Here is a 14,735-nt window from a genome sequence, read left to right as displayed (position 1 = left end):
TCAATTCCACTGCCGACTGCCGGAATAGGAACCGAAAGGCGACGATTTAAGTACGCCGTCTCGGTAGATTATCAAAACTAGATGCCGCCAGAGTTGTCGGTAGTGCTGGCTGCCGTCGCCCTTCCATTTATCGCCGCTGTCTGTACGCCCGTCCTGTACCGCCTCCTCGGCGAGCGGACCGGCTACGCCGGCGTAGCGGTCGCGCTGGCGAGTTTCCTCCTGCTGGCGAGCCAGCGCGGCACCGAGGGGACCGTCGGCCTCGAGTGGGTCCCGTCGCTCGATATCGCCCTGCGCTTCTATCTCGACGGCTGGGGACTGCTGTTCGCGATGTTAGCCTGCGGGATCGGGACGCTCATCTTCCTCTACTCGCCGGCGTACATGCACGGGGAACCCCATCTCACCCGTTTCTACACCGCGTTGCTCGCCTTCATGGGATCGATCGTCGGCGTCGCGCTGGCGGCCGACCTGATCGCGATCTTTCTCTTCTGGGAGCTCACCAGCCTCTGTTCGTTCGTCCTGATCGGCCACTACACGGCCGACGACTCCTCGAAGTACGCCGCCCGGATGGCGATGTTCATCACCGTCGGCGGCGGGCTCTTCCTGCTCGTGGGGCTGCTCCTGCTGTCGGTCGTCGCCGGCGACGTCGTCGGTACCGACGCCGCATTCAACCTCGCCGCGATGCTCGAGAACCCCGAGGCGATAGCCGAGGGGCTTCGCGAGCGGGGACTGTTCCTCCCGGTCCTCGGCCTGCTCGCGATCGGTGCGGGGACCAAGTCGGCGCAGGTGCCCCTGCACTTCTGGCTGCCCAACGCGATGGCAGCGCCGACGCCCGTCTCGGCCTTCCTCCACTCCGCGACGATGGTGAAGGTCGGCGTCTACTTCATCGGCCGCATGCGGCCCATCCTCGTCGGCGAGGAGTGGCTGTTCCTGTTCGCGACGCTCGGCCTGACGACGATGACCGTCTGTGCGGTCATGGCCGTCGCCGCGACGGATATCAAGGAACTGCTGGCCTACTCGACGGCGAGTCACCTCGGGCTGATGGTCGCCGGTTTCGGTTTCACGTCGATCTACGGCGCCGAGACCGGCGTCTTCCACCTCCTCAATCATGCGCTGTTCAAAGCGACGCTCTTCCTCGTGGCCGGGATCGTCGCCCACGAGGCCGGCACCCGCAACATCGACAAGCTCGGCGGCCTCCGGCAGGACCTCCCGATCACGGCGATCATCACGGTGATCGTCGCGCTGAGTATGGCCGGTATTCCGCCGTTCAACGGTTTCTACTCGAAGGAACTGCTGTTCGAGGCGGCCGTCGAGGCGAGTCACCACCACGACATCGGCGCGCTGGGTTGGCTCTACCCCGCCGTCGCCGTCTTCGGGAGCGTCTTCACCGTCCTCTACTCGCTGCGCTTTCTCTCGCTGTTCTTCGGCGACCGACCCGAAGAGCTCGGCCACATCCACCGCCCGTCGACCACACTGGTCATCGCGCCGGGCGTGCTGGCGGTGCTGGCCGCCGTCGTCAGCGTCGAACCGCAGCTCGCCGTCGACGTCATCGTCCAGTCGGGCCTCGACGCGACCGCTCTCGAGCACCACGAGATGCACGTCGAGCTTCCGACTAGCTACTCCACTCCGGTCGGAATGAGCGCGGTCACGATCGCGCTCGGACTGGCCGCGTACCCGTTCTACGGCCGGATCCACGGCGGAATTAACGCGGCGCTGGCCGCGGCTCCGCCGATCGCCGCGAACTGGTGGTACGACGCCGTCGTCGGTAACCTCACCGGCGGCGGCGCCCGGATCGGCGACCGAATCCACAACGGACTGCTCCGGACGTACGCGACGTGGACGCTACTGGGGACCTGCGGACTGGCGCTCGCGGGCTTCGCCGCGGCCGGCACCGTCGCCTCGTCGGAGCTCATCGATTTCGACGCCACACCCGCGGTCGCGCTCGTCCTGCTCGTCGCGGTCGTCGCGGGACTCGCGGTCGTACGCTCGGAGTCACACATCGCCGGCATCCTCACGCTGTCGATCCTCGGGTTCATGATCGCCATCTTCTACATCCTCGCGAGCGCGCCCGATCTCGCGTTGACCCAGCTGGTCGTCGAGACGCTCGTGCTGCTGATCTTCCTGCTGGTGATCGAGGAGATCCCCGAGTACTACGAGATCAGCCTCGGCAAGTACGCCCGCGACGCCGTCGTCTCGCTGGCCGTCGGCGCGACCGCCTTCATCACGGTGCTCGTCACGACCGACGCCCGGCCCGAGGGGAGGACGGATATCGCCCGCGTCTACGCCGAACAGGCCGTCCCGGAGGGCGGCGGAACCAACATCGTCAACGTGACCCTCGTGGACTTCCGCGGGTTCGACACGATGGGCGAACTCGTCGTGGTCGCGATGGCCGCGATCTCGATCCTGACGCTGATCGTGATGCGGTCGGGAGGTGACGACGAGTGACGACCGTCGTCATGCGCACGACCGCTCGCGTGGTCGTCCCGATCATCCTCGTCGTCTCGATCTCGCTGTTCGTCGAGGGCCACAACCTCCCCGGCGGCGGCTTCATCGGCGGCGTCCTCACGACGACGGCCTTCGCGGTCATCTACCTCGCGTTCGGACTCGACTTCTTAGAGCGCGGGGTGCTCGGTCGCGACGTCGACCCCGGCAAGGAGCCCTCGAGGGACCGCGTCGTCGTGGCCTACCGCCGGCTCTTCGAGTACGGGCTGGCGATCGCGGTCCTGAGCGGCCTGGTGCCGCTGCTGTTCGGCCTGCCGTTCCTGACCCAGACGTTCGTCATCTTCGAGCACGTCCCGATCTACGGCCACGTCGAGATCGCCAGCGCGCTGGCCTTCGACTTCGGGGTCTACTGCGTCGTGGTCGGTGGCCTCCTGACGATCCTCTCGGTGGTGGGAGCCGAATGACTGCCGTCGTCCTCGCGGCCGTGGTCGGCGCGCTCTTCGCGCTCGGGACGTTCCTGTTGCTCCGACGGGATCTGATCCGGGTCGTCTGGGGGCTGGCAATCATCAGTCAGGCCGCGAACGTCTACCTGCTGTCGATGGGCGGCATCGCGGCGGGGACCGCCGACTCGGTCCCGATCCTCGCGGGCCACGGCGACCACGTCCCCGAGACGGCCGATCCGCTGGTCCAGGCGCTCGTGCTGACCGCGATCGTCATCGGGTTCGGGATGACCGCCTTCGCGCTCGTGCTGTCGTATCGAGTCTACGAGGAACACGACACGCTCGACGTCTCCGAGCTGGGTGATCGCGAATGACGACGCCGCTCCTACCGACAATGATGCGACTCGAGTCGACGCTGGCAACGGGTGCGGGAATCGAGCCGACGACGCCGCTCGCGGCGCTGCCGGTCGGCTCCGAATCGGAACTGGTGATCGCGCCGATGCTCGTCGTGCTCGTCGCGGCCGTCGGGAGCCTGCTGCTCGGCCGGTGGCCGCGGCTCCGAATCGGCGTGAGCCTCGCGGGCGGCGCGGCCTACGCGGTCGTCGTCGCGGCGATCGACTGGTACGTCGTCCTCGCGCCCGACGCGCCGGGAGTCGCGACTTACCAGGTCGGCGACTGGCCGGCGCCGTTCGGAATCACGCTCGTCGTCGACGGCCTCTCCGCGTTCATGCTGACGATGGTCGCGATCCTCGGGATCGCGTCGCTGGTCTTCTCGACGCGCGTGCTGCCCGAGATCGACCGGCGCAGCTACTACTTCCCGCTGTTTCACTTCCTGGCGCTGGGCGTCACCGGTGCCTTCCTCACCGGCGATCTGTTCAACCTGTTCGTCTGGTTCGAGGTGATGCTGATGGCCAGCTACATCTTCGTCGCCTACTACGGCGGCCCCCAGCACACCCGCGCGGCCTTCTGGTACGTCGCGTTGAACCTGCTCGCGAGCGCCGTCTTCCTGCTGGGCGTCGGCGGTATCTACGCGACGACGGGGACCCTGAACATGGCCGATCTCTCGCAGCGACTCGCCGACCCCGGAGCCTACGGGCTCGAGCCCGCGCCGGTCGTCGGTCTCTTCGCCCTGTTGCTGTCGGTGTTCGCGATCAAGGCCGGGCTGGTCCCCTTCCAGTTCTGGATCCCGACGGCCTACCGGGCCGCACCGCCACAGATCAGCGCGCTGCTGGCCGGCGCGACCAAGAAGGTCGGCATTTACGCGATCATCCGACTCTCGTTTACCGTCCTCGCCGACGCGGACGTCCCGGTCGAACTCGCCGCGCCGGGCGTCGGAACCGTCATCGCGGGCGACTCTCCGCTCGCGTTCATCGGCGCGGTCCTGTTCGTCATGGCCGCAGCCAGCATCCTCGTCGGCGGGATCGGCGCCGTCGGCCGGGACTCCATCGAGGGCGTCTTCGCCTACTCGAGCATCGGGCAAGTCGGCTTCATCGCCCTCCCGGTCGCCATCGCGGCGACGACCGCGAGCGCCGAGTTGCGCCACCTCGCGATCGTCGCCACGCTGGTGTACGCGCTCAACCACACGCTGGCGAAGGGACTGCTGTTCCTGGCGGTCGGCGCCATCCGATCGGCGACCGGAACGAGCCGGCTCTCAGATCTCGGCGGGCTGGCGGGGCGGTCCCCGCCGCTGGCGATCGGCTTCTTCGTCGGCTCGCTCGCGCTCGTCGGCATCCCGCCGCTGTCGGGCTTCTTCGGCAAGTTCCTCGTCTTCGACGCGGCGGCTCGAGCCGAGTCGGCGCCGCTGCTCGTCCTCCTGCTGGTCGGCTCCCTGTTGACCATCGCCTACGCGACGCGGACGTGGAACCGGAGCTTCTGGGGGGCCCAGACCGACGCCGTCGAGGCGGCGTCCGTCGACGCCGTGCAGGTCGGCGTCGTCCTCGCCCTCGCGACGGCCATCGTCGCGGTCGGCGTCGGCTTCGAACCCGTCTACGAGTTCGCCGACGCCGCCGCGTCGGCCGCGCTGGACAGCGAGGCGTACATCGAGGCCGTCGATCCCGTCGAACCGGGCGAACTCGAGGGGGGTGAGCACTGATGCGGATCAAGACCTGGCCGCTGGCCGGCGTCGTCTTCGCCGTCCTCTGGATTTTCGTCGGCGGACCGTCGCTGTCGCCGTCGGCGCTCTTCGGCCAGTTCCTCTTCGGGCTGGTCGTCGGCCTCCCGACGGCGTTCGTCTTCCGACGGCTGTACATCGAGCGGGTCGACGTCGCCCGAGGCGTGCGTGCGCTTCCCGCCGCCGGGCTCTATCTGGCGACCTTCCTCTGGGAAATCGTCCGCGCGAACCTGGACGTCGCTTACCGAGTGCTCTCGCCCGGGATGCCGATCCAACCGGAGGTGATCCTCGTGCCGCTGCGGGTCGAAACCGATCTGGCGGTCACGACCATCGCCAACAGCATCACGATCACGCCCGGGACGGTCACGCTGGACCACGACGAGGAGACTAACTCGCTGTACGTCCACGCCGTCGACGGCCGCGATCCCGAGGCGATCGTCGCGCCGATCCGGCGGTGGGAGGATTACGCCCTCGAGATGTTCGACGAGGACGCCTCGCCCGACGACCCGGCACCGCGGATCGTCGTCTCCGGCGGGGAAAGAGACAGGAGGCCCGGCCACGAACGCGGAGGTGAGGACGATGAGTGAAGCCGCCGATCCGGCGCTGCTCGACGCCGTCGTTCGCGGGGCGCTGATCGTGGTCAGCGCCCTCTGCGTGCTCTGTAGCTACCGCGTCATCCGCGGGCCGACGAACCCCGACCGGGTCGTCGCGCTGGACGCTATCGCGACGAACGTCGTCGCTATCGCCGTCCTCTTCGCCGTCCAGACCGACCGCGGCCTCTTCATCACGGTCAGTCTGGTGCTCGCGATCATCGGCTTCATCGCGACGGTCGCCGGCGCCAAGTTCGTCACCGAGGGGGAGGTGATCGACTGATGATGATCCGAGCGTGGCTGGTCATCGGACTGATCGTCGTCGGCGTCTTCTTCCTGGCGGTCGGCACTATCGGCATGCTCCGCCTGCCGAACGTCTACAACCGAATGCACGCGACGAGCAAGCCGACGACGCTGGGTACGGCGGCGATCTTCCTCGCCGGCTTCGTCCAGTTCGGCCCCGGCAACGAGGGGCTGACCGCGCTCATCGGGATCGTCTTCCTCTTCCTGACGGTCCCGACCGGCGCCCACATGATCGCCCGCGCCGCCGAGAAGATCGGCGTCCTCTTCGAGGGTAGCGTCACCTGGCCCGATCCCGGTGCCGTCGACCGATCCGATCGATCCGAGCGCACCGAGCAGTCCGACGATTAACGGTCGTTTGTCACACGGTTTTGGTATCCGGAACTCGGTGTGAGAATGAAGCGTTCGACCCGGTAACTAGGGATGCGCAGACAACGTCTCTGACTATGCAATGGGATGAACAGGAGGCGGTAGCTACGAGCGCGTCACCTTCATCGAGACGGGGACGAGATTACCGACGTACTGAACGGCGACTAGACGTTCACACCAAAGATAGCTAATATCCCTGTTAGGAGGAAGTACGCGAAGGAAACCCCGAGGAATCCTACCAGTGCCAGGATCATGACTTGCTGGAGGACTTCAGTCCAAGAACCTGTAGAGTTCCCATTCGTCCTGTCTATTTCGGCTTCACTATGTCTGTATCCCATCGACTGGAGGACTTCCTCTGAAGACTCCGACTCGTATTCCGTACTCTCGCTTCCGAGTCCAGATATTCCACCGCCTTCTGCGTCCATATTACATCCAATTGTATCATAACTAATAAGTTTTCACCACCCATTATTTTATCCTTGATTTTCGAATCGACTCGATATACGCGCTGAATTTAGCATTTGTATCCAGGACACTATTCCTGATAGAAAACGGAGAGGTTACAATTCGGAGCGGTACATCCCTCACCTGTACTGAGCGCGGGTTTCCTGACCAACTTTGAAGAAAGAAATCGTCTTTCCAACTACTGCTAAGCTAACTCTCTCGGAGGTAAGGATACTGAGGAGGAGAACGGCGTCCTTCCGTCATAGCTTCACCTTGTGATCAGAACCACTTAAAGAGAGAACGCCCCATTAACTCGATCCGATTGAATCGGAGTCATGTACTCTCGTCACTCATCCCCGTTTCGCTCATCGAGAACACGGTATTGACGCGGTTGTTCGCCTTTCGGATAGATCTGAACGTATCCGGTTGGACAATACTGCCGCGTCACGAAGTCGGGAGTATCCGGGAAGGTATTCGCAAGTTTCGTCTCTTCATCGATCGCTCCAATATCGGTTACCAGTTTGTGATATGACGGCAGTTTCACGACGAGACTTCCTTCGTACCCGATGAACTCAGCGGGTGTCTCGAGGCCAGCCTCATCGAACGAGAGTTCCCCAGCATCAATGACTTCGGTCGTCTCGCGTTCACCGGTCGCACCTCTGTTGAATAGTCCTATCATTATAGTATACATATGATGCCAATTGCGCAATCTGTTGAATATTTTGTGGTCTCAGTGCGTTGTAGTATTTCCGGTTTCACTTGCACATTCAAGGATGCCGGTTAAATCGGGCACCGAACGCAACTCTGCAGCGGTTCGGTTCGATATCTGCAGCGGTTCGGTTCGATATCTGCAGCGGCCTCTGTACCTCTCCTTGCGACCGACTCGAGGCCACAGATGCTATACCCGTAATCTGATAGTGGCGTCTTTTGCCGATTGTTCTCACGGGAACGTGCGAATCTGAGTGATCGAATCGGGCAGTATCCCTACGCAGCATTGCGAGTAGGATGGTGACGGATTACACTCGAGTTCAGAAATCGCGCGTATTGACCGTCTCGGAAAGGGCCGCGCGGGATCAAGTCAATGAGCCAACAGACTTAATTGCCAATGGTTGGAAGCACCAGTCGGCGGGCGAACGGAAGAGAGCCGTTCCCACTCGTTCCGTCCGAACTGAGACATTCGGAAACGCCCGCCACTGATCGAGGATCGTTCCACCGTCACCCATCCATCTGACACTGCATCCTCGGTCGCCACCCCCTCCCCGATTCACCCATTGACCAGTCGGAGGGGGGCTCCGACGCCGGCCATCCCCGGCGTTTTCACGTGCCCCTGTAGAGGATCACCGAGACTTTTTAGTGGAAGCCGCGACCAGCGGCAGTGATACCTCTAAACGATCGCCGCGACAACCTGCTCGAGGCCGTCTCACTGACAGAGTTTAGCGTGCACTACGAAGACGTCGATCCAGAATTATCGCGAGGAGCCTGACAGCTGGTCGCCGATCGACTCGTCGATTATGATGGTAGTGCCCGCCACGTTGTTTCGGAACTCGAGATTGGAAATCACTACACCTGCTTACTGATCGAAAGCCGTGCTATTAACAATCTGATGTCTTCTCTCTTGGTAAGCGTGATACAACTCCCTCGTCCTCCCGTACGGCGACGAAATCGATCCCAGTCGCGGTTGTCGCTACGTCATGAACGGGGTGATTGACGCGATATGCTGGGCCACTGTTGCTACCCGGAGAATAAACGCTATCAGGAGCGCAAGAGGGATGAGACCAACCACAGCCGTCAGGAGTGTGAAAACGAGTAGCATTGGCATAGGGGCAGCCGCCGTGGGAAAGGTAGCGAGCTGGATGAGTAACGCGACTGGGAGCGAAATCGCCAGCACACCGACATACAGGAGCGAGCGAGAGAGCTGTGCGAGTTCCTCCTTCATGAACGCGGTCGTAAAGTACTGTCGAGCGATATCGAGATTCTTCAAATCCGCGCTCAAGGCATCGAGCGTGGAGAGCAACTGGTCATGCTCATCCCCCTCGTAAGCCGATTCAAGCTGATGACATTCGTGAATGTGGGTCGCGTATTCGATACCGAGGAGGGGAACGATCACCGAAGAGAGCTTATCCGATCCCGTTCCGAGTTCCTCGCCGATTTGGTCACATTCCTTCGGTAGCTCATCGATAAGGTGGGTATCCGGTTCACTGCTCGAGTCAGGGAGAAAGTCCGCGAGCGAACTGGCGCGTTCTTGGGTCTGCTGAAGGAGCTGTTGCAGGAAGTCGGCTGGATCGGTCGGTGGTGCCGGCTGGTCAAGTGCTGCCTGCCGATAGTCGTCTGATTGGTCGATCTCGTCTCGGAGCGACCCCGGTGACTTCAGTTCCTGGGAGAGAATCACTTGGTTGATCGCGACCACAAGGGTGATGAGCGTGATATTCCCCCCGACCAGTGCGCTTGCGATATAGATCACCGGCGTGAGATTGCGGATGGCGAACCGAGAGAAGAGAGGGATAAGCACCACCACAGCCATGGCGAAGAGTATCCCAGTGGCGACGCTGAACCGATCCCCTGAGAGGAGCAACCATCGACTGAATCGGTCGTCCATTCGTTGATTGGGACTTTACTGGTCGGCCGGAAAAGGTGTGGTGCCTCTCTCCACCTTCTCTCCGTATCAGGATTTGATCCTCCGATTACGAACGATCTCTGTGCCCCCTGTATTGAACGGTAACTGTGTGTGCTTATTGATCGATAGCGATCGTTCCGTTCTCAATCGCGATACTGTATCCCGCGTATTCGAATCGGATATCACTCGAATCGGCGAGCCGGTCGAGCGCCTCGGGATCGATACTGTCGTAGAGCGGTGGCAAGTCCAGAGGGTCGGTCCCTTCCATCTCGGACACTCTCGTCACAATCTCGGTAACGAATTGTGTTTGTGAACGCTGGATGAGATTCCCCATAGCAGTCCTTCGCTGCTCTTGTTTATAAGCGCTGCGCGAATGAAAGTAGACGATGATCAAAGGTGCGGGTCTGTGATCGTTCGTGATTCTTCTCCCCGCCCCGATATCGGATTTCGCGTGTTCTTCCGAATAAAGAGAGTGCTATATCACTGCGAGAGTCGCATCAGCGCTCGTATTCGAGGTCGCTCTCTCTGTCCGTTCCTCGATCGCGGTCGTGGCCGCGTTCGCGGTCTCGGACCCACTCGTCGGCGTCCTCGAGCGTTCCCGTTTCCAGCAACCGCTCGAGTTTGCGCTCGAACTGGTCGTCGGTCAACTCGCCGGCGGCGTAGCGCTCGCGGAGGGTCTCGAGGGCGTCTCGAGCGTCCGTATCCGCAGTGTCCGCGGCCGATTCGGCGCTCGTCTCGGCCGTCGTGTACTCGTCGGCCCACTCGCGGCGATCCTCCTCGTCGCCGAACAGGGTCGCGACGATCGGGATGACGGCGGCGTAGCCGACGATCAGCACGGGGAGCCACCACGATTGGCCGGTGAGCAACCCGGCGAGCCAGATCCCCGTCACGAGCATCGACGCGATGCCGACCGCGTTCTCGCGGAGTCGCGTCCCCAGATCGTCCCCGGTACGCCCGCGAGTGGTCCCCTCGCTCCCGTCCATACGCGTCCATTCGATCGGTACCGGAAATACGTTATCGGTCCGAGAGATTCCCGGCTGAGGCTGAGTGACACAACGTATGCGATGGCGCGCGCTATCGACCGGCCGAGCGAACGCGAGGCCGGTCGATGACGTCGTGCGAGGGATGAGCGAACGAACGCAGTGAGTGAGCGAATCGGCTGGGGAGGGTGTGGCTATTCCCTGTTGCCACGATAGCAGAACGCTTGTTCTCACAGTACTGGGGCCAGAAACGGCGCCGCCGCTACGGACCGTCGGAGACAGCGGAGAAGTGCGCGTGTTACGCGAGCGTCTCGCCGAGCGCCTCGAGTGCGGCCTCGCGAACGGCGTCGCGTTCACCGGGCAGGAACTCCACGTGACCGTCCTGACCGCCGACGACGCTGACCCCCGCGTTGGGCACCGCGTCGTCGATCGCGGCACCGAGCGCGCGGACGTTCAGCGACTCGGTCGCGCGGACGTGCAGTTCGTCGTCGCCGACGCCGAGGGTCACGAACGGCCCCTCGTCGCGCTGTCGACGGTGGAGCGCGTCGAGCAGCAGCGTCGTCGTCGGGAAGTTGTACCGATGCGTGAACGCGTCGGTGTCGAGCACGGCGACGGTGACACCGTCGACGTCCTCGGTCTCTAAGTTCTCCCGGGCCGTCTCGAGTTCGGTTCCGAGTTTCGCCCGGAACTGCTCGGAGACGTGGGCGGCCAGATCGCCGTTTCGACCCGTCTCCTCGTCGCCGAACAGCAGGTCGATGACGAGTTCGCGCTTGTCCTTGTACGACTGGTAGAAGGCCTCGAGGGCGACGGCTTCCCGCCGGTCCGAGACCGCGGTCTCGTCGTAACCGGCCTCGGTCGCGAGGTCGACGTACGCCTCGGGGGTGTCGTCCCAGTAGCTGACCGCGGGGAGGTGGACGAGGTCGTCGCGGACGTCGCCGTTGACGTGGGCGGCGACGTTCGCGGCGAGCGCCGTCGACGTGAGGTCGGTGACGTCGGCACCGGTCAGCGACGGCGCGACGGCCACCGAGACGGCGTCGGTGATCTCCTCGTCGGCGCGGCTGTCGTCGATGACGACCGTCTCGGCGTCGTACAGCGAGAGCAGGTCGTAGCCGTCGATCGACTCCTCGGTCGAGCCGGCGTCGACGACGACCACCAGCGGCAGTTGCTCGCCGTGGCGGTCGCGGGCCTCGAGCATCGAGGTGACGTCGCTGGTGGCGGCGTCCATGTCGTAGACGCGGCCGTCGAGCGGGCGTCGCTCGAAGTAGTGGTACTCCGCGTCCTCGCGGGTGTGCTTCTCGCGGATCAGCGGGAGGACGGCCCGTTCGATGGCGGCGCCGGCGACGTAGCCGTCGGCGGTCGCGCCGTGACGGACGACGACCGGGCGGGCCTCGACGACGGCGCGTCGGATCGCGGTCGCGGCGTCGGAGAGTCCGTCCTCGACGGCGGCGACGGCGTCGTGGTCGGCCAGCAGGTCGATCTCGGCCGGTCGGGCCTCGCGTTCGATGGACTCCTCGAGGCGGTCGCGAACGGCCTCGCGGTCCTCGCCCTCGAGGACGTCGAGGGTCTCCGTTTCGATCTGGAGGTCGCCGTGGTGGCGCTCGACTTCGCCCTCGAGCGCGACGACGTCGTCGACGTCGACGTCGGGGTAGGCGCGGACGCCGGCCTCCTCGAACGCGGCGCACTCGACGGTGGCCGTCTCGTCGCGGAGCTCGAAGACGGTCGGACCGCTGGTCTGGCGGACGCCGGTGATCTCGCCCTCGAGGCGAACGACGCTGCCGACCTGGTTCTCGATGGCCTCGACCGTCGTGCGCTTGAGCGCCGGTTCGGCCTCGGGTTCGGCGTCGGCCGCGTCGTCGGTCGCCGCCGTCGAGCCGGTCGCGGCCGTCTCGGTAGCGACGCCGCCGCTGCCGGCAGCGACGGTTTCGCTCGCGTTCGGCGCGCCGGTGTCGTCGGACGGCCCCGTGTCGTCGGCGGCCGCCTGCAGGTCGCCGGCGGCGGGATCCTCGCTCGGTTCCGATTCGGTATCGGTGCCGGATTCGGCTCCCGCGTCGGTGTCGGATTCGGACCCGGACTCGGGTTCGGACCCGGAATCGGCGGCTGATCCGGAATCGGTGTCGTCCTCGAGCTCCTCGGGACGGACCTCGTCGCTGCCCGTGTCGATCAGGTGCCCGCGGAACTCGCGTTCGCGCTGGCGGATCGACCAGCCGAGGTCGACGTTGCCGTTGTCTCGAACGTCGAGCACCTGGACGAAGACCTCGTCGCCGGACTCCCAGTCGAGGCTCTCCAGTCGTCGATCGAGTTCGCTTCTATGCAACAGACCGGTTACGTGGTCTCCGATGTCGACGAAGACACCGAAGTCGGCGTAGCCGTCGACGACGCCCCGGTAGTAGCGACCGGGGGTGAGTTCCGAGGCGGACGTGCCGCGAAATTCGAAGACCGCGTCCTCCTCGTGACTCTCGCAGATTTCACCGTCGACAGCTGTGCCACAGATGATACAGTTACCCATCTACTCGAACCAAGCGGTTTCGTCCTAAAACGGTTGTCGAAATGCGTTCGGTACTCGGCGACCGCTACCGACCGGTCTCAGTCGAAGGCCGGGGACTCCTCCTCGAGCGTTTCGATGTCGCTCGCGAGCTTGCGAACGTCCTCGGGGAACAGCGAGACCTGCACCTCGCTGCCGTCCTCGTCCTCGAAGACGAGTTTGACGCGCTTGTCGCCGAACTCCCGCGCCTCGGCGGACTCGACGTCGAACATCTTGACCGTCGCCGACTTGTTCGCCGGACCGACGTTCTTGATCGATCCGTCGTTCAGCTCTACCATGAAGTCCTCGAGCGTCAGTGAGAGCATAGTCGCCGTACGAGCCCCGGCTAAAAAACCGCACGGCATTGAACGGCGGCGCGGTCGCGCGGTGTTCGGTGTTCGGCGGTTCGATTCGCCGATCGACGATCCGAAACCGACCGGCTCGACCACCTTTAAGTTGCATTCGACCCAATCGGTCGCACGCAATGCAAGTCACCTGGCACGGCCACTCGACGTGGCACGTCACCGTAGGGGAGACGGAGCTGCTGATCGATCCGTTCTTCGACAATCCGAAGACGGACCTCGAGCCGGCCGACATCGACGCGCCCGACTACGTGTTGCTGACGCACGGCCACGCCGACCACATCGCCCACGCCGGCGAGTTCTCCGACGCGACGCTGGTCGCGACGCCGGAGCTCGTCTCCTACTGCGAGGACGAGTTCGGCTTCGAGGACGCCGTCGGCGGGATGGGGATGAACCTCGGCGGCACCGTCGAGTGCGGCGACGCGTACGTCACGATGGTCCGTGCCGACCACACAAACGGGATCATGACCGAGAACGACAAAAGCGGCGGGATGCCCGCCGGCTTTGTCGTCTCGGACACGAAACCGACGCAGGTCGAAGACGAGGAGTCGACGGCCTTCTACGACGCCGGTGACACCTCGCTGATGACCGAGATGCGCGAGGTCATCGGCCCGTATCTCGAGCCCGACGTCGCCGCGGTCCCGATCGGCGACCACTTCACGATGGGGCCCCAGCAGGCCGCCATCGCCGTCGACTGGCTCGACGTCGACGTCGCCCTTCCCCAACACTACGATACCTTCCCGCCGATCGAGCAGGATCCCGAGGAGTTCGAGAGCGAGGTCGCGGGCACCGGCAGCGACGCCGAGGTCGTCGCGCTCGAGGGCGACGAGACGTACGAGATCTGAGGTGAGTGCCGGCGCGTCGGCCGGCGACGAGACCGTCGATCACCGCGAATCGATCTTTTCGGGACGGTGACCGGTGCCGCGCCCTTCAATCGTTACCGCTCGCGCCGTATTGGGTATCGCCCTCGGAGCGGCCGCCGATTCGGTAGCGCGTCTCGAGCGGATAGCGTTCGTATCGGGCCAGCACCAGATGGAGGCCGACGGCGACGGCGAGCAGTCCGAAGTTCCAGACCGGCGAGTCGTAGTAAATCACGTCGACGATCACCGGTTCCGAATAGACCGGCCAGAACGGCGAGAGCGGCGCCGCGATATCGGGCGCGGAGAGGACGTCCGCGAACAGATGGCTGACGCCGCCGGTGATCAGTCCCGCCGTCGCGAAGACGAACACCGTTTCGGCCGTGATGTGGGTGCTCCGAATGCGGCGATAGTCGTTGAACCAGTCGGTGAGATACCGGGCGGCGACCGTCCCGACGAGGGCGCTCGTCACCCCGACGAACAGCAGGGTATGCGTCACGCCGTGGTGGGTGATCGGGAGGTAGCCCTGCAGGACCAGATCGACGTCCGGGAGCATCGCCGTCACCAGCGTAAACGCCGTGAATCCGAGCGCCCCTCGCCGGCCCCAGAGCATCCACGCCGGTGCGGCGAACAGCAGCGCCATGCCGAAGTGACCGGTGACGTCAACCATCGGTACTCGGAGGGACGATACCGTCGTGCTCGTTCGCCG

At 64.2% G+C, this 14,735-nt stretch carries 16 protein-coding genes; 8 read left to right on the top strand and 8 right to left on the bottom strand.

What is annotated here, in order from left to right; genetic code table 11:
• The first annotated feature begins 81 nt into the window (after positions 1–81).
• The 7 genes from mbhE to mnhG are packed head-to-tail and all read left to right on the top strand — an operon-like array spanning position 82 to position 6,230.
• Positions 82–2,442: a hydrogen gas-evolving membrane-bound hydrogenase subunit E gene (gene mbhE / locus WD430_RS12890; RefSeq protein ID WP_339102846.1), complete on the top strand. Its 2,361-nt coding sequence runs from the start codon at positions 82–84 to the stop codon at positions 2,440–2,442.
• Positions 2,439–2,903, top strand: coding sequence for an MnhB domain-containing protein (locus WD430_RS12885; protein ID WP_339102845.1), 465 nt, complete (start codon positions 2,439–2,441; stop codon positions 2,901–2,903). The genes mbhE and WD430_RS12885 overlap by 4 nt, the downstream gene beginning before the upstream one ends.
• The gene (locus WD430_RS12880) at positions 2,900–3,253 is read left to right on the top strand and encodes a sodium:proton antiporter (protein WP_339102844.1); all 354 of its coding nucleotides are present in this window, start codon (positions 2,900–2,902) and stop codon (positions 3,251–3,253) included. The genes WD430_RS12885 and WD430_RS12880 overlap by 4 nt, the downstream gene beginning before the upstream one ends.
• Before the next feature lie 23 nt (positions 3,254–3,276).
• Positions 3,277–4,971 (top strand): proton-conducting transporter membrane subunit, encoded by a 1,695-nt coding sequence (locus tag WD430_RS12875; protein WP_339105821.1) that lies wholly within the window; start codon positions 3,277–3,279, stop codon positions 4,969–4,971.
• On the top strand, positions 4,971–5,576 hold the full coding sequence (locus WD430_RS12870; protein ID WP_339102843.1) for a Na+/H+ antiporter subunit E: 606 nt from the start codon (positions 4,971–4,973) through the stop codon (positions 5,574–5,576). Before WD430_RS12875 ends, WD430_RS12870 begins: the two co-directional genes overlap by 1 nt.
• A complete protein-coding gene (locus WD430_RS12865; RefSeq protein ID WP_339102842.1) occupies positions 5,569–5,862 on the top strand; it encodes a cation:proton antiporter in 294 nt (97 codons plus the stop codon). Before WD430_RS12870 ends, WD430_RS12865 begins: the two co-directional genes overlap by 8 nt.
• A 2-nt stretch (positions 5,863–5,864) precedes the next feature.
• The gene (mnhG, locus tag WD430_RS12860) at positions 5,865–6,230 is read left to right on the top strand and encodes a monovalent cation/H(+) antiporter subunit G (RefSeq protein ID WP_339105820.1); all 366 of its coding nucleotides are present in this window, start codon (positions 5,865–5,867) and stop codon (positions 6,228–6,230) included.
• Positions 6,231–6,412: 182 nt separating this feature from the next.
• Here the strand turns inward: mnhG and WD430_RS12855 are convergent, their stop codons facing one another.
• The 7 genes from WD430_RS12855 to WD430_RS12825 all read right to left on the bottom strand — a co-directional run bounded on the left by WD430_RS12855 (position 6,413) and on the right by WD430_RS12825 (position 13,133).
• A complete protein-coding gene (locus WD430_RS12855; RefSeq protein ID WP_339102841.1) occupies positions 6,413–6,673 on the bottom strand; it encodes a hypothetical protein in 261 nt (86 codons plus the stop codon).
• 365 nt (positions 6,674–7,038) lie between these two features.
• Complete coding sequence (locus WD430_RS12850) at positions 7,039–7,383, bottom strand: hypothetical protein (RefSeq protein ID WP_339102840.1); 345 nt, start codon at positions 7,381–7,383, stop codon at positions 7,039–7,041.
• Between the two features lie 993 nt (positions 7,384–8,376).
• A complete protein-coding gene (locus tag WD430_RS12845) occupies positions 8,377–9,288 on the bottom strand; it encodes a hypothetical protein (protein ID WP_339102839.1) in 912 nt (303 codons plus the stop codon).
• A 133-nt stretch (positions 9,289–9,421) separates the two neighbouring features.
• Complete coding sequence (locus tag WD430_RS12840) at positions 9,422–9,640, bottom strand: HalOD1 output domain-containing protein (protein WP_339102838.1); 219 nt, start codon at positions 9,638–9,640, stop codon at positions 9,422–9,424.
• A 163-nt stretch (positions 9,641–9,803) separates the two neighbouring features.
• The gene (locus WD430_RS12835; RefSeq protein ID WP_339102837.1) at positions 9,804–10,289 is read right to left on the bottom strand and encodes an SHOCT domain-containing protein; all 486 of its coding nucleotides are present in this window, start codon (positions 10,287–10,289) and stop codon (positions 9,804–9,806) included.
• Positions 10,290–10,584: 295 nt separating this feature from the next.
• Positions 10,585–12,792, bottom strand: a complete 2,208-nt coding sequence (locus WD430_RS12830) for an OB-fold nucleic acid binding domain-containing protein (protein ID WP_339102836.1) — start codon at positions 12,790–12,792, stop codon at positions 10,585–10,587.
• Positions 12,793–12,869: 77 nt separating this feature from the next.
• On the bottom strand, positions 12,870–13,133 hold the full coding sequence (locus WD430_RS12825) for a hypothetical protein (RefSeq protein ID WP_339102835.1): 264 nt from the start codon (positions 13,131–13,133) through the stop codon (positions 12,870–12,872).
• 158 nt (positions 13,134–13,291) lie between these two features.
• Here WD430_RS12825 and WD430_RS12820 point away from each other — a divergent pair, with 158 nt between their 5' ends.
• A complete protein-coding gene (locus WD430_RS12820) occupies positions 13,292–14,014 on the top strand; it encodes a metal-dependent hydrolase (RefSeq protein WP_339102834.1) in 723 nt (240 codons plus the stop codon).
• Between the two features lie 85 nt (positions 14,015–14,099).
• Here WD430_RS12820 and WD430_RS12815 read toward each other — a convergent pair whose 3' ends face one another.
• Positions 14,100–14,696, bottom strand: a complete 597-nt coding sequence (locus WD430_RS12815; protein ID WP_339102833.1) for a metal-dependent hydrolase — start codon at positions 14,694–14,696, stop codon at positions 14,100–14,102.
• Positions 14,697–14,735: the final 39 nt, after the last annotated feature.

The sequence above is a fragment of the Haloterrigena sp. KLK7 genome (genome assembly GCF_037914945.1).
GTDB lineage: Archaea > Halobacteriota > Halobacteria > Halobacteriales > Natrialbaceae > Haloterrigena > Haloterrigena salinisoli.
This window is presented reverse-complemented; position numbering and strand designations above follow the sequence as displayed.

Coding starts and splice junctions, on each gene's coding strand:
- WD430_RS12815 (WP_339102833.1), bottom strand. CDS start 14,696: ATGGTTGACGTCACCGGTCACTTCGGCATGGCGCTGCTGTTCGCCGCA.
- WD430_RS12875 (WP_339105821.1), top strand. CDS start 3,277: ATGCGACTCGAGTCGACGCTGGCAACGGGTGCGGGAATCGAGCCGACG.
- mnhG (WP_339105820.1), top strand. CDS start 5,865: ATGATCCGAGCGTGGCTGGTCATCGGACTGATCGTCGTCGGCGTCTTC.
- WD430_RS12830 (WP_339102836.1), bottom strand. CDS start 12,792: ATGGGTAACTGTATCATCTGTGGCACAGCTGTCGACGGTGAAATCTGC.
- WD430_RS12855 (WP_339102841.1), bottom strand. CDS start 6,673: ATGGACGCAGAAGGCGGTGGAATATCTGGACTCGGAAGCGAGAGTACG.
- WD430_RS12865 (WP_339102842.1), top strand. CDS start 5,569: ATGAGTGAAGCCGCCGATCCGGCGCTGCTCGACGCCGTCGTTCGCGGG.
- WD430_RS12870 (WP_339102843.1), top strand. CDS start 4,971: ATGCGGATCAAGACCTGGCCGCTGGCCGGCGTCGTCTTCGCCGTCCTC.
- WD430_RS12835 (WP_339102837.1), bottom strand. CDS start 10,289: ATGGACGGGAGCGAGGGGACCACTCGCGGGCGTACCGGGGACGATCTG.
- WD430_RS12820 (WP_339102834.1), top strand. CDS start 13,292: ATGCAAGTCACCTGGCACGGCCACTCGACGTGGCACGTCACCGTAGGG.
- WD430_RS12825 (WP_339102835.1), bottom strand. CDS start 13,133: ATGCTCTCACTGACGCTCGAGGACTTCATGGTAGAGCTGAACGACGGA.
- WD430_RS12850 (WP_339102840.1), bottom strand. CDS start 7,383: ATGTATACTATAATGATAGGACTATTCAACAGAGGTGCGACCGGTGAA.
- mbhE (WP_339102846.1), top strand. CDS start 82: ATGCCGCCAGAGTTGTCGGTAGTGCTGGCTGCCGTCGCCCTTCCATTT.
- WD430_RS12840 (WP_339102838.1), bottom strand. CDS start 9,640: ATGGGGAATCTCATCCAGCGTTCACAAACACAATTCGTTACCGAGATT.
- WD430_RS12880 (WP_339102844.1), top strand. CDS start 2,900: ATGACTGCCGTCGTCCTCGCGGCCGTGGTCGGCGCGCTCTTCGCGCTC.
- WD430_RS12845 (WP_339102839.1), bottom strand. CDS start 9,288: ATGGACGACCGATTCAGTCGATGGTTGCTCCTCTCAGGGGATCGGTTC.